The following is a 21,110-nucleotide window of genomic DNA, read 5'->3' as shown; positions in this document are numbered from 1 at the left end:
GGGACCGGAGCCTCCCGGGTCCCGCCGCAGCCCTCCCCCTCCTACGGCTGGACCGGTCTTTCCCCACCAGTTGCCACAGTCTTTCTTATGCTCGATGCCATTTTGCATTAGGACTGCTGTTTGCTTGCTACGCTCGAATCAGATCCAGCGACACGCACCACAGCAACCAGAAAGGCGACCGTCGACGATGACCACGACCGCTCTCACCGCCCCCGCCCCGATCACTGCCGGCAACCAGGAATGGCTGCGGCTCAAGGCTGCCGCCACCGCATTGCAGGCCCTGCAGGTCCAGGACGGATCCGTGCCGGATGCCGCAGCCCACGAAGCCGCCGCCGGGTACGTTGAAACCATCACCGCTGCGGTCTCGGCCCTGGCCCCGTCCTTCCCGCACGACGCCCGGTACCTGGAGCTCCTCGTCACCGACTTCGGCCGGTGGGCCGACGGCGGCTTCGGCGTGCCGGACTTCCTGGATTCCCTGCAGGCCTTCCAGCCGCAGCAGCACCGGATCAACGGCCTGCAGCACCTCGTCGTGTTCCCGATGTACACCCAGAACGGCAGCAGCAACCGCCTCGTGGAGGCCGTGCTGATCGAGGTCATCTGGCCCGAGTTCATCGGCGGCCTGGAAACGGGTGAATACTCCAACAAGCTCTTCGTCCCGATCCGTTTCCTCGACTTCACCCCCGGCTACGACACCAACTCCGCTGTCCTCTTCCCCGAGACCGTCGCCGTCCGCGAGACCCCGACGTTCACGTGGGGCGCGATTTTCGCCGACCGCGAGGCCGCCCGCTTCCGCCGCGTCCTGCGCGCCGCGGCGGACATCACCTCGCTGCAGCTGCCCGAAGACGCGGCCGCGCTGCTGGAGGACCAGGCGCTGACGCAGGAGACGTTCGTCATGTGGGACCTCATCCACGACCGCACGCACATGCGCGGCGACCTGCCGTTCGACCCGTTCATGATCAAGCAGCGCATGCCGTACTTCCTCTACTCGCTCGAGGAACTGCGCTGCGACCTGACCGCGTTCCGCGAATCCGTGAAGATCGAAAAGGACGAGGACGCCGACCCGGAGGCCCGCAAGCATGCCAAGCTCGTCCAGTACGCGGTGATCTTCGACCGCATCTTCCGCTTCGCCATCACCGGCACGCGGGTGCGCAACTATGACGGCCTCGGCGGCCAGCTGCTGTTCGCCTGGATGCACCAGCACCACGTCCTGCACTGGACCGACAGCAAGCTCAGCATCGACTGGGACGCCGCTGCCGACGTCGTGGTTGAACTCGGCGCCCGGATCGAGGAACTGTACTGGCGCTCGATCGACCGGCCCAAGATGGCCCACTGGCTTGCCGCCTATGAACTCATCTCAGGCACCGTCACCCCCAACCCGGCCTCGGTCTGGGCCAAGGGTCCGGACGCCCTCCCCCTGGCCGGCCCGCCGCGCGGCCTCACGGACCAGGTCCTCGACGACGAGTTCCCGCTCTCCATGTTCTACGAAGCCCTGGAGAAGAAGATGCGGCCGGTCATTGAATCCACCGCCGGCATCACGGGGTCGACAGACATCAGCACGGACACCACAGCCGGCACCGAAGGCAGCTCACAGGCCCTGAACGCCGGATGAGTGCCGGACGTCCCCTGAACGTGCTGGTCACGGGCGGCAGCGGCCCTTCGGGGATCGCCGCCGCCCGCGCCCTGCGCGACGCCGGCCATAGGGTCTTCACGGTCGGCTCCGATGCCGCCCGCATCCAAGCCGCCGCTGCCGAGGCCGGCAGCGGCGTCACGCCGCTCGTCTGCGACCTCGCCAGCCTGGCCGGAGTCCGGGACCTGCGGGCCGCCGTCATCGCGACGGCGGGAAGCGTCGACGGCGTCATCCACCTCGTGGGCGGTTGGCGCGGCGCGAAAGGCATTGCCGACCAGAGCGACGACGACTGGGACTTCCTGGAACGCAATGCCATCACGACGCTGCGGAACGTCACCCGCGTCTTCTTCGACGACCTCGCGGCCTCGGACGCCGGCCGCTTCGCCATGGTGTCGTCGACGGCGGTGGCCGCCCCGACGGCGGGAGGCGCCAGTTACGCCGCGGCCAAGGCCGCCGCGGAAGCCTGGACCCTCGCGGTGGCCGACGGCTTCCGGCGGGTCCAGTCCGGCCGCAGGGAAGACCCTGTGGAGCAGCACAGCGCGGCCGCCATCTTCGTGGTCAAGGCCCTCGTTGACCCCGCCATGCGGGCCAAGGCCCCCGAACGCACCTTCCCCGGCTTCACGGACGTGGCCGATCTGGCCGCTGCCGCCGCCGGGCTCTTCGACACCCCCGCCGGCGACCTGAACGGCCGGCGGCTGCCGCTGGACCGCTGACCTTCCTCCGGACTTAGCCCCGGCGGCATGACCTCTTAGACTGAAAGCGTGAGCAAAGCGATGACCAGCACGGCTGAAATGAACACAATTGAAACCGCCCCTGCCAGCACTGCGGTGCGGCTCCATGACCCTTCCGTCCGCGGCTTCGCCTCGGACAACTACTCCGGTGTGCACCCGGAGGTCCTCGCGGCCCTGGCCGCCGCCAACGAAGGCCACCAGGTCTCCTACGGCGAGGACGAGTACACGGCCCGCTTGCAGAAGCTGATGGAAGAACACTTCGGTGAAGGCATCGAGTGCTTCCCGGTGTTCAACGGCACCGGCGCGAACGTCCTGTCCCTGCAGTCCCTGCTGCCGCGCTGGGGTGCCGTCATCTGCGCCGCCACCGCCCACATCAACATGGATGAAAACGGCGCCCCGGAGCGGATCGGCGGCATCAAGCTGCTGCAGGTCCCCACCACGGACGGCAAGCTCACCCCCGCACTGATCGACCAGGAAGCCTGGGGCTGGGGCGACGAGCACCGGGCCCAGCCGCTGGCCGTCTCCATCACCCAGACCACCGAACTCGGCACCTGCTACACGCCGGAGGAGGTCCGCGCCATCGCGGAGCATGTCCACTCCAAGGGCATGAAGCTGCACATGGACGGCGCCCGGCTGGCCAACGCCGCCGCCCACCTGGGTGTTCCGCTGCGGGCCTTCACCCGCGACGCCGGCGTGGACATCCTCTCCTTCGGCGGCACCAAGAACGGGCTGCTGTTCGGCGAGGTCGTGATCGCCCTGAACCCGGATGCCGCGCACGGCCTGCTCTACCTGCGCAAGATGAACATGCAGCTGGCGTCCAAGATGCGGTTCATGTCCGCCCAGTTCATCGCCCTGCTCGAGGGCGACCTGTGGCTGCGCTCGGCCGCCCACGCAAATGCCATGGCCGCCCGCCTGCGGGCCGGCGTCGAGGCGATCCCCGGCGTTCAGCTGAGCCAGAAGACGGAGTCCAACGGCGTTTTCGCCATCCTGCCCGCCGGCGTCGCGGACCGGCTGCGCAAGTCCTTCCGCTTCTACGACTGGAACGAGGCGGCCCGCGAGGTCCGCTGGATGTGCTCCTTCGACACCACCGAGGAAGACGTTGATTCCTTCATTGCGGCCATCAAGCGCGAGCTCGCTGCCGCCTGAGCCGTGCACCGCTTCCCCTGTCCGGCGGCGAGCCTGCCGGGCAGGGGCACGGCGGTTGCATAATCTTCCAAGGTGAGCTCCCTCGATCAGGTTCCGGCAGATTTCCTCTTCGCCCTGGGAACCCTTCGGCAGGCCCGTTGCCGCAGCGAGCTGCACCTGGATGAAATCCCGGCGCCGACGGGCCTCGCCCCGTTCGCCGTCGCCCTCGGGGCCGAGGTGATCGGCCCCGGCGCCCCCGCCGGCGCCGTGCACGGCCCCGCCGCGGCGGCGCTGGCTCGGGCATCCGGCAGCGACGATGTCGAACTCGCCACCGGCCGCTTCATCCTGCTCCACGATCCCGACGGCTCCGCCGTGTGGGACGGCGAGTTCAGGATCGTCACCTACATCCGCGCGCAGCTGGAGCCTGAAATGGGCAACGACGAGTTACTGGGATCCGTGGCCTGGACCTGGCTCGTCGAGGCGCTGGAGAGCCATCAGGCGCCCTACCGTTCCGCCGGGGGCACGGCCACGAGGGTGCTCTCCGAGAGTTTCGGAACATTGTCCGACCGGCCGGACTCGATCGATATCGAACTGCGGGCATCCTGGACTCCCGCCACCCCGGACATCACCTCGCACCTGGAGGCATGGTCTGACATGGTCTGCACCTTCGCCGGGCTCCCGCCGCTGCCCGAAGGCGTCACTGCCCTGCCGCGCCGTCCCCGCGGACACGCGTGAGGCGGTTGTCAGGCGGCGGTCCCGGCCTTATACGCCATGTTGTCGGTAAACTGTAGAGACCATGACCCCTCAAATTCCGGAAACCGGCACGGCCGGCGCTGCACACAGCACCACCGAGGCCGCTGACACCCCAGCCCACATCACGGTGGAGGGCTTCGACAGCGTGGTCCCCGAAGTGATTGACCTCGACGCCCCCCGGGACGGCGTGCCCTTGGTCATCGAAACCCAGTCGGGACTCGAACGCTGCGCCGCGGCCCTCGCCGCCGGCCACGGCCCCGCCGGGGTGGACGCGGAGCGTGCATCCGGCTTCCGCTACGGCCAGCGTGCCTTCCTTGTCCAGATCCGGCGCGAAGGCTCCGGGACCTGGTTGATCGATCCCGAACCGTTCGGGGACCTGAGCATCATCAACGATGCCCTGCGCGGCGTCGAATGGATCCTGCACGCCGCCAGCCAGGACCTGCCCTGCCTGTCCGAGCTCGGCATGTGGCCGGACAGACTTTTCGACACCGAACTCGCCGCACGACTTGCCGGGCTGCCCCGCGTGGGCCTCGCCGCGGTCATCGAGCAGCTCCTGGGCTTCGGCCTGGCCAAAGAACACTCTGCCGCCGACTGGTCCACCCGGCCGCTGCCCGAACCCTGGCTGCGCTATGCGGCGCTCGACGTCGAAGTCCTCACCGAACTGCGCGAGGAACTGATCGAACTCCTCGTCGCCGACGGCAAGCTGGAGTACGCCGAGCAGGAATTCGCCGCCATCCTGGAGGCCGGGCAGGCCCCGCCGCGCGTCGACCCGTGGCGCAAGACCTCCGGACTGCACCAGATCCGGGACCGCCGCCAGCTGGCCGCGGTCCGTGAACTGTGGCTGGAGCGCGACTCGCTGGCCCAGAAGCGCGACGTGGCCCCCGGCCGGCTCATCCCGGACTCCGCCCTGGTCGCCGCCGCCAAGGCCATGCCCACCACGGTTCCCCAGCTCCTCGGAACCAAGGGCTTCCACGGCCGGGCCGCCCAGCGCGAAGCGCCCCGCTGGCTGCGCTGCATCAGCACGGCCCGTGCCCTGGAGGACCTCCCACCCCTGCACCTGCCCACCAACGCTCCCCCGCCGCCGCGCGTCTGGGCCGACCGGGACCCGGAGGCGGCCGCCCGGCTCGCCACAGCCCGGCCCAAGCTCCAGGCCAGGGCAGAGGAACTGAACCTGCCCGTGGAAAACCTGCTCACCCCGGACTACCTGCGCCGGGTGGCGTGGCGTCCGCCGGCCGAGCTCAGCGAGGAAGGCGTGGCCGAGGAGCTGGCGAACCTGGGGGCGCGCCAGTGGCAGATCGAAATCACGGCGCCGCTCATCACCGAAGCCTTCCTGCACCCCGAGCCGCTGCCCGCGAAGGAGCCCAAAGCCGCCGCGGCGGTGCCCTCGGGTACCGCGGGCTAACCTGCCCGCCGGGCCCGTTTGCCTCCTCCTTGCCAGCTAAGTTACTGGCGAGTAACATAGTGCGTGATGTCGCCCGGATCCGTGCTGCCGGTGGCAAACCCTGCCACTGCCTTTTTGGCCGCAGGCACGGATCCGGCACCCACGTCTCAACGAGGAGCAGCACGTGAGCCAACCCAGCACCGCCAGTCCGCGTACCGCGAGTTCCCGCACCGCGGGTCCCCGCGCCATTCGCGAGGTCGTCTTCGTCGACGGCGTCCGCACCCCCTTCGGCCGCGCGGGCGAGAAGGGCATCTACGCCGGCACCCGCGCCGATGACCTGGTGGTCAAATGCATCCGGGAACTGATGCGCCGCAACCCCTCGCTTCCGGCCGAGCGGATCGACGAAGTCGCGATCGCCGCCACCACCCAGACCGGCGACCAGGGCCTGACCATTGGCCGCACCGCCGCCCTGCTGGCCGGACTGCCGCGGACCGTGCCCGGATTCGCGATCGACCGCATGTGCGCCGGCGCCATGACCGCCGTGACCACGACGGCGAGCGGCATCGGCTTCGGCGCGTACGACGTCGTGATCGCCGGCGGCGTGGAACACATGGGCAACCACCCGATGGGCGCCGGCGCGGACCCCAACCCGCGTTTCATGTCCGAGCGGCTCGTGGACCCTGCGGCCCTCAACATGGGCAACACGGCCGAGAACCTGCACGACCGTTTCCCGGCCATCACCAAGGAACGCACGGACGCTTACGCCGTCGCCTCCCAGGACAAACTGGCCGCAGCCTATGCCGCGGACCGGATCCAGCGCGACCTCGTGCCGGTCGCCACCATGAAGCCCGGCCAGGGTTGGACGGTCAATACCGTGGACGAGCCGCCGCGGCCGGGCACATCCATGGACGACCTGGCCTCCCTGCGGACCCCGTTCCGGGCCCACGGCCGGGTCACCGCCGGCAACGCCGCCGGGCTCAACGACGGCGCCACCGCCGCCCTGCTCGCCTCCGCCGACGCCGCCGAGGAACTCGGCCTGCCGGTCAAGATGCGCCTGGTCAGCTACGCCTTCGCCGGCGTCGAACCCGAGGTCATGGGCATCGGCCCGGTCCCGGCCACCGAGAAGGCCCTGAAGAACGCCGGGCTCGGCATCGAGGACATCGGTCTGTTCGAAATCAACGAGGCCTTCGCGGTGCAGGTCCTGAGCTTCCTGGACCACTTCGGCATCGCCGACGACGATCCCCGGGTGAACCGCTACGGCGGCGCGATCGCCGTCGGGCACCCGCTGGCCTCCTCCGGCGTCCGGCTGATGAACCAGCTGGCCCGCCAGTTCGAAGAGGACCACAGCGTCCGCTTCGGCATGACTACCATGTGCATCGGCCTGGGCATGGGCGCCACCGTCATCTGGGAGAACCCGCACCACGCCGACTACGGCACCCCTTACACCACCACCAAGACTGGAGCCGCAGCATGAGCGCCGCCGATTTCCACAAGCTTGCCGAGCTGTTTCCGAACGAGACGGTAACCCACTCCTACGTCCAGGACATCCAGCTCCCCGCCGTCAACGGCACGAGCCCCGGCACCTTCGCCCTGGTCACGCTGGACAACGGCCTGGACCACTCCAAGCCCACCACGCTCGGTCCCAATACCCTCGTGGAACTGGGCGGGGTCCTGGAAGGGCTGAAGGAGCGGGCCGCCCGCGGCGAGATCGCCGGCGTCGGCGTCACCGGCAAACCGTACTTCCTGGTCGCCGGCGCGGACCTGTCCACGGTCAAGTCGGTCAGCGGGCGCGAACAGGGCCTGTGGATGGCCCAGCTGGGCCACGACGTCTATTCCACCCTGGCCAACCTCGGCGTGCCCAGCTTCGCGTTCATCAACGGCCTGGCGCTCGGCGGCGGCCTCGAGATCGCGCTGCAGTCCACCTACCGGACGGTCTCCACGGGCGCCGGAGCGCTTGCTCTGCCGGAGGCGTTCATCGGGCTGATCCCGGGCTGGGGCGGCGTCTACCTCCTGCCGCGGCTCATCGGCCCCGAGAACGCCGTAAAGGTGATGATCGAAAATCCGCTGAGCAACAACCGGACGCTCACGGGCCCGCAGGCCTATGAGCTGGGCATCGCGGACGCCATGTTCGAGCCCGCCGACTTCATCGAACAGTCCGTCGCGTGGGCCGCGCAGGTCATTGCAGGTACCGTGACCCCGGAGCGTGCCCACGCCGTCGACCCCGCCGCCCCGGAGGTCGCCGCCCGCTGGGCTGAAGCCGTCGCCCGGGGCCGGGCCTTGGTCCAGGCCAAGACGTCCAACGCCTCCCCCGCCCCGGCCAAGGTCCTGGACGTCATGGAAGCCAACCGGACCCTGACCCAGGCCCAGTCCGCCGGGCTCGAATGCGAGACCCTCGCGGACCTGATGCAGACCCCCGAGTTCCGCTCCACCGTCTATGCCTTCCTGGACCTCGTGCAGCGGCGCGCCAAGCGTCCGGCCGGCGCCCCGGACCGCAAGCTCGCCCGCCGGGTGGGCAAGGTCGGCGTGGTGGGCGCCGGCCTCATGGCCAGCCAGCTCGCCCTGCTCTTCGCCCGCCAGCTCAAGGTGCCGGTCGTGATGACGGACATCGACCAGGCCCGCGTGGACAAGGGGGTGGGCTATGTCCACGCCGAGGTCGACAAGCTGCTGGCCAGGAAGCGGATCAGCCCCGACGCCGCCAACCGCACCAAGGCCCTGGTCAGCGGCTCCGTGTCCAAGGACGCCTTCGCCGACGCCGACTTCGTCATCGAGGCCGTGTTCGAGGAACTCAACGTCAAGAAGCAGGTCTTCAAGGAGGTGGAGGCGATCGTGTCGCCGGAGTGCATCCTGGCCACCAACACGTCCTCCCTGTCCGTCACGGCCATGGCCGAGGACCTGGAGCACCCGGAACGGCTGGTCGGGTTCCACTTCTTCAACCCCGTGGCCGTCATGCCGCTGCTGGAGATCGTCCGTGCGCCGAAGACCGACGACGCCGTGCTGGCCACCGCGTTCGAACTCGCCAAGGGTCTGAAGAAGTCCGCCGTGCTGGTCAAGGATGCCGCGGCGTTTGTGGTCAACCGCGTCCTGCTGCGCCTGATGGGCGAAGTCACGGCCGCGTTCGACGAAGGGACGCCGGCTGAGGTCGCGGACAACGCGCTCCGGCCGATGGGCCTGCCGATGACCCCGTTTGTGCTCGGCGCCATGGTGGGGCTGCCCGTCGCCCAGCACGTCCAGGAATCACTGCACGCGGCCTTCGGGAACCGTTTCCGGGTCTCGGAAAACCTGCAGGCCCTGATCGACAACGGGGTGAAGTCCATTTGGGATCCGGCCTCGGTCAGCGCCGGCACGCCGGTCATTCCGGCCGAAACCCTCGCCCTGATGTCCTTCGGCACCTCGCCTTCCACCGCCGGGGAGGTGCTGCGCCGCACGCAGGACGCCCTCGCCGAGGAGATCGGGCTCATGCTCGAGGAAGGCGTGGTGGCCGGCCCGGAGGACATCGACCTCTGCATGATCCTCGGCGCGGGATGGCCGATGTTCCTGGGCGGCATCACCCCGTACCTGGACCGGGTGGGCGCCTCCGAGCGGGTCAACGGCAGGAAGTTCCTGGCCCCCGGGGTTGCTTCGGAGCCTGCCGCCTAGTCACCGGGCGTGCCGCAGGTCGGATTTCCGGCCGACGCCTTTCCAGCAGGCGCCGCCGTCCCCGCCCCACGGCGGGGACGGCGGCGCTTTCCTGATGAGTAGGCGTGGTCCTGGACGGCGTGGGCCGGTGCTAGCATTCGCAGACCATCAGCACGTTACCGTCGGGGTCCTTGAAGGTGAACCACTGATTGTCCCGGATCTCCGTGACATCCGACGCCGCAGCCTGTAAGTGAACGTGGGCGGCCTCGATGTCCGCCGTGTTGAGATGGAAGGCGGGCACGCGGAACACCGCCGCCGGGGAGTAGATTTTGCTGTCCAGCACCAGGCCGGTCCCCTGCATCGGCAGCACGTAGAGATGGCCGAAGAGGATTTCGCCCTCCGCGGGGACTCCGAGCAACGCACAATACCAATCGCGCGACTCGGCGATGTCGCTGACCGGAACGAAGACGGTGCCAATTTCCTTGGCAATGGGGTTCATCGCGGTTCCTCCTGTGAGTCGTGGCCGGGGTGCTCCTACCCTTCCGGGGTACGGGCAAGCTCCACGCAATTTACCGCAGCCTGCCGCCGTCGAGCTTGAGGATGCGGTGCGCCATGGCCCGGGCGTAGGCGAGGTCGTGGGTGACCATGACGACGGCGGTGCCCTGCGCTGCCGCCGTCGTCACGGCACGGCCCAGGCGTTCCAGTCCGTGCCGGTCCAGGCCCACGGTGGGTTCGTCGAGGGCCAGGACGGCAGGTTCGCGGGCCAGGACCGTGGCCAGGGCGAGGAGCCGCTGCTGGGACGCGGGCAGCTCGGCAGGGTGGAGCGCCGCGGCAGCCGGGGGAAGCCCGACGGCGGCCAGCGCGGCCCGGGCCCTGGCCTCGGCGTCGGACTTCCCGAAGAGCTGCCGGAGCCCGAACGCGGCCTCACGGAGGACGGTCCGTTCGAAGAGCTGGTCCCGGGGATGCTGGAAGAGCAGTCCGACGGAGGCCGCGACTTTGCCCACGGGCTCGCCGGCGATGCTGCGCCCGCGGACCCGCACATCACCGTCGGTGGGCCGCAGGAGGCCGTTGATGTGCCGCAGAAGGGTTGACTTGCCGGCGCCGTTGGGGCCGGTCACGGCGATGATCTCGCCGGGCCGCACCGCGAGGTCCACGCCCCGCAGCACCGCATCCTGCAGCACCGGTTCCGGCGGCGAAGCCTTCTTTCGTCGCGTGTGCTGCCCGTAGCCGAAGCTGACACCGCACAGTTCGAGCGACGCCGGCGCGGCGCTGCGTGCGGCGGCGCGCCCGGGGGCTGCCGCCAAGGCCTGACAATCGGAGTCCGGACCGCCGGAACCCGGCGCGCCGGGCGCCAGCACACCGGCTTGTTCCAGCTCGGCCGAGGCGGCCAACTGGGCAGGCGTGCCCGCGGCGGTGACTGTCCCGGCGTCGAGCACCGTCCAGTGCGCGGCGTCGCGCGCCAGGCGGTCGGCCGCCTGGGTCAGCAGGACGACGCCGGTCCCGGCGTCGCGCAGGCTGAGCACCAGCTCCTCGATCCGGGCTGCGCCGGCAGCGTCCAGCGAGGCCAGCGGCTCGTCAAGAATGAGCATGTCCGGTTCCGCGATGACGGCACATCCGACGGCGAGCCGGCGCAGCTCGCCCCCGGAGAGCGTGGCAGGGTCCCGGTCCAGCAGCCCGGACAGGCCGGTCCGCGCGGCGGTACGTTCCACGGCCCGGCGCATGTCGTCCCGGGGCGTCCCGCGGTTTTCCAGGCCGAAGGCCAGCTCCTCCGCAACGGTGGCGCGCACCGTGGAGAGCATCGACGCCGCGTCCTGCGGGACGAACGCCACGCGGCGGGACCATGCGGCGGCGTTGATCCGGGGATCGTCAGGCACGCCGTGGAAATCCAGCCGGGTGCCGTCGAGTTCGAGGCTGCCGTGCAGGAGGCCGGCGTGGCCGGGCCGGAGCCAGCCGGCCAGCAGTTTTCCGAGGGTGGTTTTCCCGCTTCCCGAGCCGCCCAGGACGGCGGTCAGGGTGCCGGGCGTGACGAGGAGGGCGGCGTCGCGCAGCGCCGGGACGTTCTCGCCGTGGAAGGTGAAATCGTCGATCCGGGCCCGCAGCGCGGTCCGGGTGGCGGCGGTCATGACGGCATCCTGCCGGGCCAGGATGCGGCGACCCGCGCGGCGACGGCCGCCCCGGCCAGCAGCAGGGCGGCTGCCCGGAAGTACCGCTGGGCGCGCGGGTCGGCGATGTCGCGGTAGCTGCTGCGGGGTCCGGGACTGCTGAAGCCGCGGGCGTCGAGGGCCTGGGCGCGGCTTCCGGCGTCGTCGATCAGCGACAGGACCAGGGGCACCATCTGGAGGCGGAGCGCGCCGAGCCGTGCCGGCAGCCCGCCCCGGATCACCATGCCGCGGGTTTCCTGCGCCTGACGGATGCGGTCCAGTCGGCCGGTAACGGCGGGCAGGATCGTGAGGGTAGAGGCCAGCACGAAGCCGAACTGCGGAGGGATCCTGCGGGCGGTGAGGGCGGACAGGAGGTCAGGGACGCTGACCGTGAAGGAGAACAGCAGGAGGACCAGGACGCACGCCGTGGTCCGGGTTCCCAGCTCCAGCGCGAACTGCAGTCCTTCCGTGGTGACCCGGGCCGGGCCCCACTGGGCCAGGACGGTGTGCCCTTCGGGGAAGAAGAGCCCGTGCAGCAGCAGCAGGGAAAGGCACAAGGGCACCAGGATCACCGCCGCGGCACCGAGGACCCGCCCGGCCACTCCGCGGCGCGCCGCGAGGACCGCGACGGCGAGTGCGACGGCGGCGGACAGCGGCCAGTTCGCTGCCGCCGTCGTGATGACGGCGGTACAAACCGCGGCGGTGAGCGCGGTGAACGGGTGCAGGAGGCGGGTCACTGGAGCAAAGAACGCACGCGGTTACGCGGTAGGCGCCGCGGGGGCCTTGCCGGCGAGCACCCGGAAGCGCCGCACGAAGGGGAACTGGAAGGTGGTGCGGCGCGGCAGGGCGTAGGCCAGCAGCGCGGCGATGGTGAAGACGATCGCCTTGTCCATGGGGTCCGAAATGAGCGCCTGCTTGGTGATGGCGGCCAGGAGGGTGTCCCCCATGGCGCGGAAGGCGCTGACGATGGCGCCGGTCCCCAGCCCGGAGGTGCCGCCGAACACGAACGCGGCGATCGGGGCGGAGACGACTCCGGCCAGGATGCCGGTGATGAAGCCGGCGACGGGCGCGAGGTAGAAGCGGCGGAACATGCCGGCCCGCGCAGCCATGCCGGCGAGGAAGCCGATGAGGGCGGCACCGGCGGCGAAGGGCAGGACTGTGGGGTTGAAGAAGGACCAGACGACGCTGCTCAGCGCGCCCGTGGCGGCACCGGCGGCGGGACCGGCGAGGACGCCGATCAGGACCGTGCCGATCGCGTCGATGTAGAACGGCAGGCCGGTGCTGCCCATGAGCTGGCCGAGGACCACGTTCAGGACCAGGGCGACGGGGATGAGGACCACGGTGGAGGTCGGGAGGGACGGCAGGACGGCGACAATCAGCAGGACCGCGCCGAGCAGGAAGCCGCCGAGCGCTACGAGGGCCGGGAAGCTGGCAGGACCGTTGGCAATGTCCGCGGGCTGGGTGAGGACCAGGAAGACGTAGGTGGCGGCGATGGCTGCCGCGCCGGCCATTTCGAGCAGGCGGCGGCTGCGGCCGGCCCTCGGTCCGGAGGCGTTGAGGGTGAGGGATGGCTGTGACATGGGGTGGTCCTTTGGCTGGGTGCGACAACGTCCGCCTCATGTCACCTCGGCGCAGCTACCATCCTAGCCACCAGCACGCTTTCTAGCGATCACGCTTCGGGCCGGCTGCCCAGCGAGCGGGCGAGGGCGCCCACCGAGGACACCAGCTCGTCAAAGCAGTGCACGGGGTTGTTGTCCGACACGATCCGGGCGTTGGGCGGCAGCCCCCACAGACCGCGGAAGTCGGCCACGGTGGTGCCGATCAGCAGCGGGGAGTCCGTTTCGACGTCGACCGTAGCGATCCGGGTGGCGAACGGGGTGCGGCCCGCCGCGGCGCAGGCCGCGAAGGCGTCGTGCACGTGCGCCACATAGCCTTGGTCGTAGAGCCGGTGGAATTCCATGTAGAAGCGCAGGGCGTCGGACAGGCAGGCGATGAGCGGGTTGCCGGACCGGCTCCGCAGGCCCTCGGGCTGTTCCGGAAGGACGAGCTCAGGCTCCGCAACTCCCGCGGCCTCTCCGAGCCGGCGCAGATGCTCCGGGCGCATTTCGATCCGCTCCGTGGTTTCCAAGGCGCAGACGATCGGAAGTTTGTCCTCGGGCAGCCCGCGGTAGGCGGCGAACACCTCTTTGGCGGCGTGCGGGTCCACCGACGTGTTCCATTCGGCTGTGGGGGTCGTGTTGCCCTGGTAGTAGAAACTGCCGCCCATGATGACGAGTCCCTTGAGCAGATGCGGGAGCTCGGGCTCCCGGCGCAGGGCCAGGGCGAAATTGGTCAGCGGACCGGTGATGAGCCCCGTGAGCTCCCCCGGATGCGCCCGCGCCTCCTCGACCCAGACGTCGACGGCGTGCCGCGCCGAAATCTGCTGGACCGGCGGCGGCAGCTCGGCGTAGCCGATCCCCTGCGGCCCGTGCGTTTCCTCGGTGGTGACCAGCGGGATCTCCAGCGGGACCTCGGCACCGATGGCCACTTCGATCCCTGCCCGGCCACACAGTTCCAGCAATGCCAGGCTGTTCAGCGCCACCTGCCGTGCCCCGACGTTGCCGGCGGTGCAGGTGATGGCCTGGAGCCGGATTTCGGGCCGGGACAGCAGATACACCAGGGCCAGGGCGTCATCGATGCCCGTGTCGAGGTCCATCAGGATCGTGCGGGTCACGGGCGGGGCCGGATCGCTCAGAACAGGGCCACCTTGGGCGTGCGCGGGAAGAGGTCGTCCAGCTCGGCGAGTTCTGCCTTGCTGGGCTTCCAGGCCACGGCGGCGGCGTTCTGCCGCACCTGCTCCGGCGTGGTGGCCCCGGCGATGACGCTGCTAACGGACGGCTGGGCGGCAAGCCACGAGAACGCCACCTGGACCTCGTTCAGTCCCCGGGCGGCGGCGAAGTCGCCGAAGGCCCCCAACTGTTCCCAGTCGGCGTCGTGCACCAGGTTGGTGCGGGTGTGGCTGAGCCGGGACCCTTCGGGAGCCTTGCCGGCGGAGTATTTGCCCGTGAGCAGACCGTTGGCGAGGGGGAAGTACGGCAGGACGCCCAGCCCGTAGGCCTCGGCGGCGGGGGTCACCTCGAGTTCGGCGCGGCGGTCCAGCAGGTTGTAGTGGTTCTGGCTGGAGATAAAGCGGGACCCGCCGCGCGCGCGGGCCACGAATTCGGCCTCGGCGATCTGCCAGCCGGCCCGGTTGGAGTGCCCGATGTAGCGGACTTTGCCGCTGGTCACGAGGTCATCGAGGGCCGCGAGGGTTTCGTCGATGGGCGTCAGCGGGTCCGGGGTGTGGAACTGGTAGAGGTCGATCCAGTCTGTGCCGAGCCGGCGCAGCGAGGCTTCGGCCGCTTTGATGATGTAGCGGCGGGATCCGCGCGCGCCGAAGTCATGGCCGTTTGCACCGCGCATGTCCATGCCGAACTTGGTCCCGATCACGGCGTCGTCCCGGCGGGCGCCCAGGGCCTTGCCGAGCATCGTTTCGCTGAGCCCGGGTTCCCGGCCGTAGGTGTCCGCGACGTCAAAGAAGGTGATCCCGGCGTCCAGGGCCGCATGCACGACGGCGTCGGTCCCCTCCTGCGATTCGGTCACGGTCCCGGACCGGCCCAGGTTGTTGCAGCCAAGTCCTACGACCGAGACGGACAGTCCGGAATTTCCCACGCGGCGGTATTCAGTCATGGTTTCACCCTATAACGGCCCGGCGGCCCTCCCGCCCGGGACCGCCGGCGGGACGTCCGGGGCCGTGCTAGCCCGCGGGAAGCACCAGGCCGTGTTCATCCATGGCGTCCTGGAGCTGGGCGAGAGTGCGCGGGCAGACCCCCGGCATCCCGGCAAGCCGCCGCCGGCCCAGCTGCACCAGGTGTTCCAGGGTTTCCACCCCCGCATGGGCCAGCGACTTGCGCGCCGGCGCCGCCAGCCCCGCCGGGAGCGGGGTGTTGCCTGGTCGAGAGGTTTTTCGCGTCATTGCGTTGCCTTTCAGTTGGTTGCCCCCAAACTGATGCGAACCCTGTCGGGCTCAATGCCGGTGCCTACAGCGTAAAGCCGTTGGCCGCCTTCGGCGAGTGCTTGAGCTTGAACGTCTCTTCCCCAAACGGCGCGGCCCCGATGCTGAGTTTCGTGAAGTCCAGGTCCTCACCGCGGATGCAGACCTTGATGGCGTTGACCGTCTTGTTGACGTCCGGGGTGAGGCAGAAGATGTTGAGCCTGGCATCGGAAAACTCGCTGCGGTCCACGATCCCCAGGCCCCGCCATGCCAGGTGGCTGATCAGGGCGTCCTTGGCCTTTTCCTCCAGGTACTTGTCCCGGCTGGTCCCGTCCTTGGTCTTGAGCGCGTACTGCGCTACGACCCAGAACTGCTCTTCCTCGGGAATCTCGGCGTACCCGTCCTTGGCGCACTGCGCCGCGAAGGCGTCCATGAGGCGGTCCGCGGCCTCGGCGTCGTCGACGACGGTCTCCTCGGTCTTGCTCTGGTGCCCGACGACGCCGTGGTTCATGACGAATTCGTTGAACTCCTCGTCAACCCAGGCTTCCCGGAAGTGCAGGGTCCCCTCGTCGTCGCGTTTGTAGACCCGGATGATTCCGCTCACTGTTGTCCCTTCGGTATCGATCACAGGATCGGCAGGCTGCCGGTGCTGGGGTGGTCCTGGCCGGGCAGCGGGCGCGCGAACGGGACCTTGGTGCCCAGGACCTGGGCGACGACGTCGTGCGTGATCTGCTGGGCGGTCAGCCCGACGCGTTCCAGCACCTGGCCGCGGGTGCCGTGGTCGAGGAACTCCACCGGGAGGCCGACCTCGTTCAGAGCGGTGTCCACGCCGGCCGCCCGCATCTCCTGGCGGATCCGCGATCCGACGCCGCCGGCCCGCACGCCGTCTTCGATGCAGATGACCAGGCGGTGGTGCGCGGCGAGGTCGATGATGGATTTCCGGACCGGCAGGACCCAGCGGGGATCGACGACTGTGGAGCTGATGCCCTGCGCGCCAAGCCGGCCGGAGACGTCCAGCGCGAGTTCGGACATGGCACCGACGCTCACGATCAAAACATCGTTGTCGGTGGAACCGGCAGGGCGGCGGGCCAGCACGTCCACGCCGTCGGCCAGGCGTTCCAGCGCCTCGACTTCCGGGCCGACGCTGCCCTTGGAGTAGCGGATCACGCTGGGGGCGTCTTCAATCGCTACGGCTTCGCGCAGTTCCTCGCGCAGGCGGGTGGCGTCGCGCGGTGCCGCCAGGTGCAGCCCGGGCACGATCTGGACCATGGCCATGTCCCACATGCCGTGGTGGCTCGCGCCATCGGGTCCGGTGACCCCGGCGCGGTCCAGGACGATCGTGACGCCAGCTTTGTGCAGGGCCACGTCCATCAGCAACTGGTCGAAGGCCCGGTTCAGGAATGTCGCGTAGACCGCGACCACGGGGTGCAGCCCGCCGAACGCCATGCCGGCGGCCGAGGTGAGGGCATGCTGCTCGGCGATGCCGACGTCGAACACGCGTTCCGGGTGCCGGGCGGCGAACTTGTGGAGGCCCACCGGAATCAGCATGGCGCCGGTGATGCCGACAATGTCCTGGCGCTCGTCGGCGATGTCGGCGATCTCGTCGGCGAAGACGGCGGTCCAGGACTTGGCGCCGCCGGCTTCCGTGGGCGCGCCGGTCTCGGGGTCGATGATGCCCACCGCATGGAACTGGTCTGCGTCGTGGGCTCGGGCGGGCGCGTAGCCGTGGCCCTTTTCGGTCATGGCGTGCACGATCACAGGGCCGGCATAGTTCTTGGCGGTGGAGAGGGCGTTCTCCATGGCCTGGAGGTCGTGGCCGTCCACGGGACCGATGTACTTCATGCCGAGGTCCTCGAACATGCCCTGCGGGGCCCACCAGTCCTTGAGGCCCTTCTTCATGGCGTGCAGGCTCTTGTAGGTGAACTGGCCGGCGGGGCCGCCGTTCTGAAGCTTGCGCTTCCACCACTCCAGCGTACCCTCGTAGGCGGGGGCGGCGCGGAATGAATCGATGGTGGGACGCAGGGACGCGAGGTAGTCGGCGAACCCGCCGACGGTCGGGGCGTACGAGCGGCCGTTGTCGTTGACCACAATGACAACGCGGCGTTTCTTGTCCGCCGCGATGTTGTTGATGGCTTCCCAGGCCATGCCGCCGGTGAGGGCGCCGTCGCCCACCACGGCAACGACGAAGCGGTCACCGTCGCCGGTCAACTGCCGGGCGCGGGAGATGCCGTCGGCCCAGGACAGGGAGGAGGATGCGTGCGAGCTCTCGACGATGTCGTGCTCGGATTCGCCGCGGTCCGGGTAGCCGGACAAGCCGCCCTGCTGGCGAAGCGTGCTGAAGTCCTGGCGCCCGGTGAGGAGCTTGTGCACGTAGGACTGGTGGCCGGTGTCGAAGACAATGCTGTCGCGGGGGGAATCGAAGATCCGGTGTATCGCGATGGTGAGCTCGACGACGCCGAGGTTCGGGCCCAGGTGCCCTCCCGTCTGGGAGACGTTGCCGATCAGGAAATCCCTGACCTCGGCTGCCAGCTGGTCCAGCTGCGCCTCGGACAACTTGCTCAGGTCCTGCGGATTCCGGATGGTGTCCAAGATTCCCAACGGCCCCTCCTTCGGGTGGTAGACATGCCTTTTAACTCTAACGCCTCCGGGCGGGACGCCGCGCCGGGGCCTGTGCCGGGCAACGCCAAGGCCCCGGCCGGTTCAGGAACCGGCCGGGGCCAAGGTGCGCTGCCGGACTTGCCGGCACTCCCCTAGTTCGCGGAGATCTGGCGCAGGACGTACTGCAGGATGCCGCCGTTGCGGTAGTAGTCGGCTTCACCCGGGGTATCGATGCGCAGGACCGCATCGAAGGAGGTGGTGGAGCCGTCTTCGGCCGTCGCGGTGACCTTGAGGGTCTTGGGCGTGGTGCCTTCGTTCAGGGCGGTGACGCCCTCGACAGCGAAGGTTTCCGTACCGGTCAGGCCCAGGCTGGCGGCGTTCTGGCCGGCCGGGAACTGCAGCGGCAGGACGCCCATGCCGATCAGGTTGGAGCGGTGGATGCGCTCGTAGCTTTCGGCGATGACAGCCTTGACGCCCAGGAGTGCGGTGCCCTTGGCTGCCCAGTCACGGGAGGAGCCGGAGCCGTATTCCTTGCCGGCCAGGACCACCAGCGGGGTGCCGGCTGCCTGGTAGTTCTGCGCGGCGTCATAGACGTAGGCCTGCGGGCCGTCAGCCTGGGTGAAGTCGCGGGTGAAGCCGCCCTCCACGCCGTCGAGCAGCTGGTTCTTGATGCGGATGTTCGCGAACGTGCCGCGGATCATGACCTCGTGGTTGCCGCGGCGGGAGCCGTAGGAGTTGAAGTCCTTGCGCTCCACACCGTTGGCCAGCAGGTACTGGCCCGCCGGGGTGTCCGACTTGAAGGAGCCGGCCGGGGAGATGTGGTCCGTGGTAACGGAGTCGCCGAGCTTGAGCAGCACGCGGGCACCGGTGATGTCCTGGACCGGCTCCGGCTGGGCCTTCATGCCCTCGAAGTACGGGGGCTTCCGGACGTACGTGGACTTCTCGTCCCAGGCAAAGGTGTCGCCGGCCGGGGTGTCAAGTGCCTTCCAGCGCTCGTCGCCTTCAAAGACGCCTTCGTAGCCGCGGGCGAACATGCCCTTGTCGATCGAGGAGTCGATGACTTCCTGGACCTCGACCGGGTTCGGCCAGATGTCCTTCAGGAAGACGTCGTTGCCGGCCTCGTCCTGGCCCAGGGCGTCGTTGTCGAAGTCGAAGTCCATGGACCCGGCTAGGGCGTACGCGATGACCAGCGGCGGGGAAGCCAGGTAGTTCATCTTCACGTCCGGGTTGATCCGGCCTTCGAAGTTGCGGTTGCCGGAGAGCACGGCGGTGACGGAGAGGTCGTTGGCCTGGATGGCCTCGGAGATTTCCGCGTCCAGCGGGCCGGAGTTGCCGATGCAGGTCGCGCAGCCGTAGCCGACGATGTAGAAGCCGAGCTTCTCCAGGTACGGGGTCAGGCCGGACTTGTTGTAGTAGTCGGTGACAACCTTGGAACCGGGAGCCACGGAGGTCTTGACCCACGGCTTCGCGGTCAGGCCCTTGTCGACGGCGTTGCGGGCCAGCAGTGCGGCGGCCAGCATCACCGACGGGTTGGAGGTGTTCGTGCAGGAGGTGATCGAGGCGATCGACACGGCACCGTGGTCCAGCTCGAACTCGCGGCCGTCGGCGGTGGTGACGGCAACCTTCTTGGACGGGCGGCCGTTGGACTTCGGGCCGTGTCCGTGCGGTGCCTGGTCCGTGAGGTGGGTGCCGGAGGCGGCGAAGGACGGGGCGTCGGAGGCCGGGAAGCTCTCGTCGATCGCTTCGTCCAGGCTGCCGTCGGCCAGGTCTTCCTTCACGTAGTTGCGCAGGTCCTCGCGGAACTGGGCCTTGGACTCGCTTAGGATGATGCGGTCCTGCGGGCGCTTCGGGCCGGAGATCGACGGAACCACGGTGGACAGGTCCAGCTCGAGGTACTCGGAGAACTTGATCTCGCGGGAAGGATCGTGCCAGAGGCCCTGTTCCTTGGCGTAGGCCTCGACCAGGGCGACGTTTTCCTCGGAGCGGCCGGTGAGGCGCAGGTAGTCGAGGGTGACGTCGTCGATCGGGAACATCGCGGCGGTGGAGCCGAACTCGGGGCTCATGTTGCCGATGGTCGCGCGGTTGGCCAGCGGCACAGCGGCGACGCCTTCGCCGTAGAACTCGACGAACTTGCCGACCACGCCGTGCTGGCGGAGCTGCTCGGTGATCGTGAGGACGACGTCGGTAGCGGTGGCGCCGGCCGGGATGGAGCCGGTGAGCTTGAAGCCCACGACGCGCGGGATGAGCATGGAGACGGGCTGGCCGAGCATGGCCGCCTCGGCTTCGATGCCGCCAACGCCCCAGCCCAGCACGCCCAGGCCGTTGACCATGGTGGTGTGCGAGTCAGTGCCGACGCAGGTGTCCGGGTAAGCGCGGAGGACAGTGCCGGTTTCGGTGTCCACCGCACGGGTCATGATGGTGCGCGCGAGGTACTCGATGTTGACCTGGTGCACGATGCCCGTGCCCGGGGGGACAACCTTGAAGTCGTCGAACGCGGTCTGGCCCCAGCGCAGGAACTGGTAACGCTCGCCGTTGCGCTGGTATTCGATCTCCATGTTGCGCTCCAGTGCGCCGGAGTTACCGAAGGCGTCAATCTGGACGGAGTGGTCGATGACCATTTCGGCCGGTGCCAGCGGGTTGACCCGCTTCGGGTCTCCGCCGAGCTCCTTGACGGCCTCGCGCATGGTGGCGAGGTCAACGACGCAGGGCACGCCGGTGAAGTCCTGCATGATCACGCGCGCCGGCGTGAACTGAATTTCAGTGTCGGGCTCGGCGCTGGGGTCCCAGCCTGCCAGGGCACGGACGTGGTCGGCCGTGATGTTGGCACCGTCCTCGGTCCTCAACAGGTTTTCAAGCAATACCTTGAGGCTGAACGGAAGGTTCTCTGCACCTTCGACGGAGTTCAACCGGAAAATTTCGTATTCGGTTCCGGCAACATTAAGTTTGCCTTTTGAACCGAAGCTGTCCACAATGCTCATCGCAGGACTCCTCTCGCAACAGTTTCATCTTTGTCGCGCCGCTGAACCCTTGCTAGTTAGGTCTGCCTAACTAATACAGGCATCAGTACAACGTGGTACGCAATGCAGGTACGGAACGCAGGGAACAGCCGGGGGCATACCAGCCGTGA

At 69.1% G+C, this 21,110-nt stretch carries 17 protein-coding genes; 7 read left to right on the top strand and 10 right to left on the bottom strand.

The window, feature by feature from the left end; translation table 11 throughout:
* Positions 1-187: 187 nt before the first annotated feature.
* From CFN17_RS15300 to CFN17_RS15270, 7 genes are all read left to right on the top strand, one after another.
* The gene (locus CFN17_RS15300) at positions 188-1,609 is read left to right on the top strand and encodes a DUF6421 family protein (RefSeq protein WP_208748606.1); all 1,422 of its coding nucleotides are present in this window, start codon (positions 188-190) and stop codon (positions 1,607-1,609) included.
* The gene (locus CFN17_RS15295) at positions 1,606-2,340 is read left to right on the top strand and encodes an SDR family oxidoreductase (protein ID WP_208748605.1); all 735 of its coding nucleotides are present in this window, start codon (positions 1,606-1,608) and stop codon (positions 2,338-2,340) included. Before CFN17_RS15300 ends, CFN17_RS15295 begins: the two co-directional genes overlap by 4 nt.
* Before the next feature lie 78 nt (positions 2,341-2,418).
* Positions 2,419-3,504 carry a low specificity L-threonine aldolase gene (locus tag CFN17_RS15290; RefSeq protein WP_395925279.1) on the top strand — a complete coding sequence of 362 codons (1,086 nt, stop codon included), beginning with the start codon at positions 2,419-2,421 and terminating at the stop codon, positions 3,502-3,504.
* 72 nt (positions 3,505-3,576) lie between these two features.
* Entirely contained in the window at positions 3,577-4,218 is a 642-nt protein-coding gene (locus CFN17_RS15285) for a DUF3000 domain-containing protein (protein WP_208748604.1), read from the top strand.
* Positions 4,219-4,279: 61 nt separating this feature from the next.
* On the top strand, positions 4,280-5,638 hold the full coding sequence (locus CFN17_RS15280) for an HRDC domain-containing protein (RefSeq protein ID WP_208748603.1): 1,359 nt from the start codon (positions 4,280-4,282) through the stop codon (positions 5,636-5,638).
* 226 nt (positions 5,639-5,864) lie between these two features.
* Positions 5,865-7,091: an acetyl-CoA C-acyltransferase gene (locus CFN17_RS15275; RefSeq protein ID WP_208751524.1), complete on the top strand. Its 1,227-nt coding sequence runs from the start codon at positions 5,865-5,867 to the stop codon at positions 7,089-7,091.
* Positions 7,088-9,253, top strand: a complete 2,166-nt coding sequence (locus tag CFN17_RS15270) for a 3-hydroxyacyl-CoA dehydrogenase NAD-binding domain-containing protein (RefSeq protein ID WP_208748602.1) — start codon at positions 7,088-7,090, stop codon at positions 9,251-9,253. The genes CFN17_RS15275 and CFN17_RS15270 overlap by 4 nt, the downstream gene beginning before the upstream one ends.
* Positions 9,254-9,383: 130 nt before the next feature.
* Here the strand turns inward: CFN17_RS15270 and CFN17_RS15265 are convergent, their stop codons facing one another.
* From CFN17_RS15265 to CFN17_RS15220, 10 genes are all read right to left on the bottom strand, one after another.
* Positions 9,384-9,731: a VOC family protein gene (locus CFN17_RS15265; protein ID WP_208748601.1), complete on the bottom strand. Its 348-nt coding sequence runs from the start codon at positions 9,729-9,731 to the stop codon at positions 9,384-9,386.
* 70 nt (positions 9,732-9,801) lie between these two features.
* Positions 9,802-11,355, bottom strand: a complete 1,554-nt coding sequence (locus tag CFN17_RS15260; protein WP_208748600.1) for an ABC transporter ATP-binding protein — start codon at positions 11,353-11,355, stop codon at positions 9,802-9,804.
* On the bottom strand, positions 11,352-12,110 hold the full coding sequence (locus CFN17_RS15255) for an energy-coupling factor transporter transmembrane component T (RefSeq protein ID WP_208748599.1): 759 nt from the start codon (positions 12,108-12,110) through the stop codon (positions 11,352-11,354). Before CFN17_RS15255 ends, CFN17_RS15260 begins: the two co-directional genes overlap by 4 nt.
* A gap of 21 nt (positions 12,111-12,131) precedes the next feature.
* Entirely contained in the window at positions 12,132-12,953 is an 822-nt protein-coding gene (locus CFN17_RS15250) for an ECF transporter S component (protein ID WP_208748598.1), read from the bottom strand.
* An 89-nt stretch (positions 12,954-13,042) separates the two neighbouring features.
* On the bottom strand, positions 13,043-14,068 hold the full coding sequence (locus tag CFN17_RS15245; RefSeq protein WP_208751523.1) for a nucleoside hydrolase: 1,026 nt from the start codon (positions 14,066-14,068) through the stop codon (positions 13,043-13,045).
* 35 nt (positions 14,069-14,103) lie between these two features.
* Positions 14,104-15,081, bottom strand: a complete 978-nt coding sequence (locus CFN17_RS15240) for an aldo/keto reductase (protein ID WP_208748597.1) — start codon at positions 15,079-15,081, stop codon at positions 14,104-14,106.
* Positions 15,082-15,148: 67 nt separating this feature from the next.
* Entirely contained in the window at positions 15,149-15,367 is a 219-nt protein-coding gene (locus CFN17_RS15235) for a hypothetical protein (protein WP_208748596.1), read from the bottom strand.
* A 64-nt stretch (positions 15,368-15,431) separates the two neighbouring features.
* A complete protein-coding gene (locus tag CFN17_RS15230; protein ID WP_208748595.1) occupies positions 15,432-15,989 on the bottom strand; it encodes a hypothetical protein in 558 nt (185 codons plus the stop codon).
* A gap of 20 nt (positions 15,990-16,009) precedes the next feature.
* Positions 16,010-17,983 carry a 1-deoxy-D-xylulose-5-phosphate synthase gene (gene dxs / locus CFN17_RS15225; RefSeq protein ID WP_208748594.1) on the bottom strand — a complete coding sequence of 658 codons (1,974 nt, stop codon included), beginning with the start codon at positions 17,981-17,983 and terminating at the stop codon, positions 16,010-16,012.
* A gap of 152 nt (positions 17,984-18,135) precedes the next feature.
* The gene (locus CFN17_RS15220) at positions 18,136-20,961 is read right to left on the bottom strand and encodes an aconitate hydratase (RefSeq protein ID WP_208748593.1); all 2,826 of its coding nucleotides are present in this window, start codon (positions 20,959-20,961) and stop codon (positions 18,136-18,138) included.
* Between the last annotated feature and the right edge of the window lie 149 nt (positions 20,962-21,110).

It is taken from the genome of Arthrobacter sp. PM3 (assembly GCF_003352915.1).
Lineage (GTDB): Bacteria > Actinomycetota > Actinomycetes > Actinomycetales > Micrococcaceae > Arthrobacter.
This window is presented reverse-complemented; position numbering and strand designations above follow the sequence as displayed.

Excerpts from the sequence above, each read along its gene's own strand:
- CFN17_RS15280 (WP_208748603.1), top strand. The coding sequence starts at position 4,280 with ATGACCCCTCAAATTCCGGAAACCGGCACGGCCGGCGCTGCACACAGC.
- CFN17_RS15245 (WP_208751523.1), bottom strand. The coding sequence starts at position 14,068 with ATGGACCTCGACACGGGCATCGATGACGCCCTGGCCCTGGTGTATCTG.
- CFN17_RS15295 (WP_208748605.1), top strand. The coding sequence starts at position 1,606 with ATGAGTGCCGGACGTCCCCTGAACGTGCTGGTCACGGGCGGCAGCGGC.
- CFN17_RS15220 (WP_208748593.1), bottom strand. The coding sequence starts at position 20,961 with ATGAGCATTGTGGACAGCTTCGGTTCAAAAGGCAAACTTAATGTTGCC.
- CFN17_RS15270 (WP_208748602.1), top strand. The coding sequence starts at position 7,088 with ATGAGCGCCGCCGATTTCCACAAGCTTGCCGAGCTGTTTCCGAACGAG.
- CFN17_RS15260 (WP_208748600.1), bottom strand. The coding sequence starts at position 11,355 with ATGACCGCCGCCACCCGGACCGCGCTGCGGGCCCGGATCGACGATTTC.
- CFN17_RS15265 (WP_208748601.1), bottom strand. The coding sequence starts at position 9,731 with ATGAACCCCATTGCCAAGGAAATTGGCACCGTCTTCGTTCCGGTCAGC.
- CFN17_RS15235 (WP_208748596.1), bottom strand. The coding sequence starts at position 15,367 with ATGACGCGAAAAACCTCTCGACCAGGCAACACCCCGCTCCCGGCGGGG.
- CFN17_RS15240 (WP_208748597.1), bottom strand. The coding sequence starts at position 15,081 with ATGACTGAATACCGCCGCGTGGGAAATTCCGGACTGTCCGTCTCGGTC.
- CFN17_RS15250 (WP_208748598.1), bottom strand. The coding sequence starts at position 12,953 with ATGTCACAGCCATCCCTCACCCTCAACGCCTCCGGACCGAGGGCCGGC.
- CFN17_RS15300 (WP_208748606.1), top strand. The coding sequence starts at position 188 with ATGACCACGACCGCTCTCACCGCCCCCGCCCCGATCACTGCCGGCAAC.
- CFN17_RS15290 (WP_395925279.1), top strand. The coding sequence starts at position 2,419 with ATGAACACAATTGAAACCGCCCCTGCCAGCACTGCGGTGCGGCTCCAT.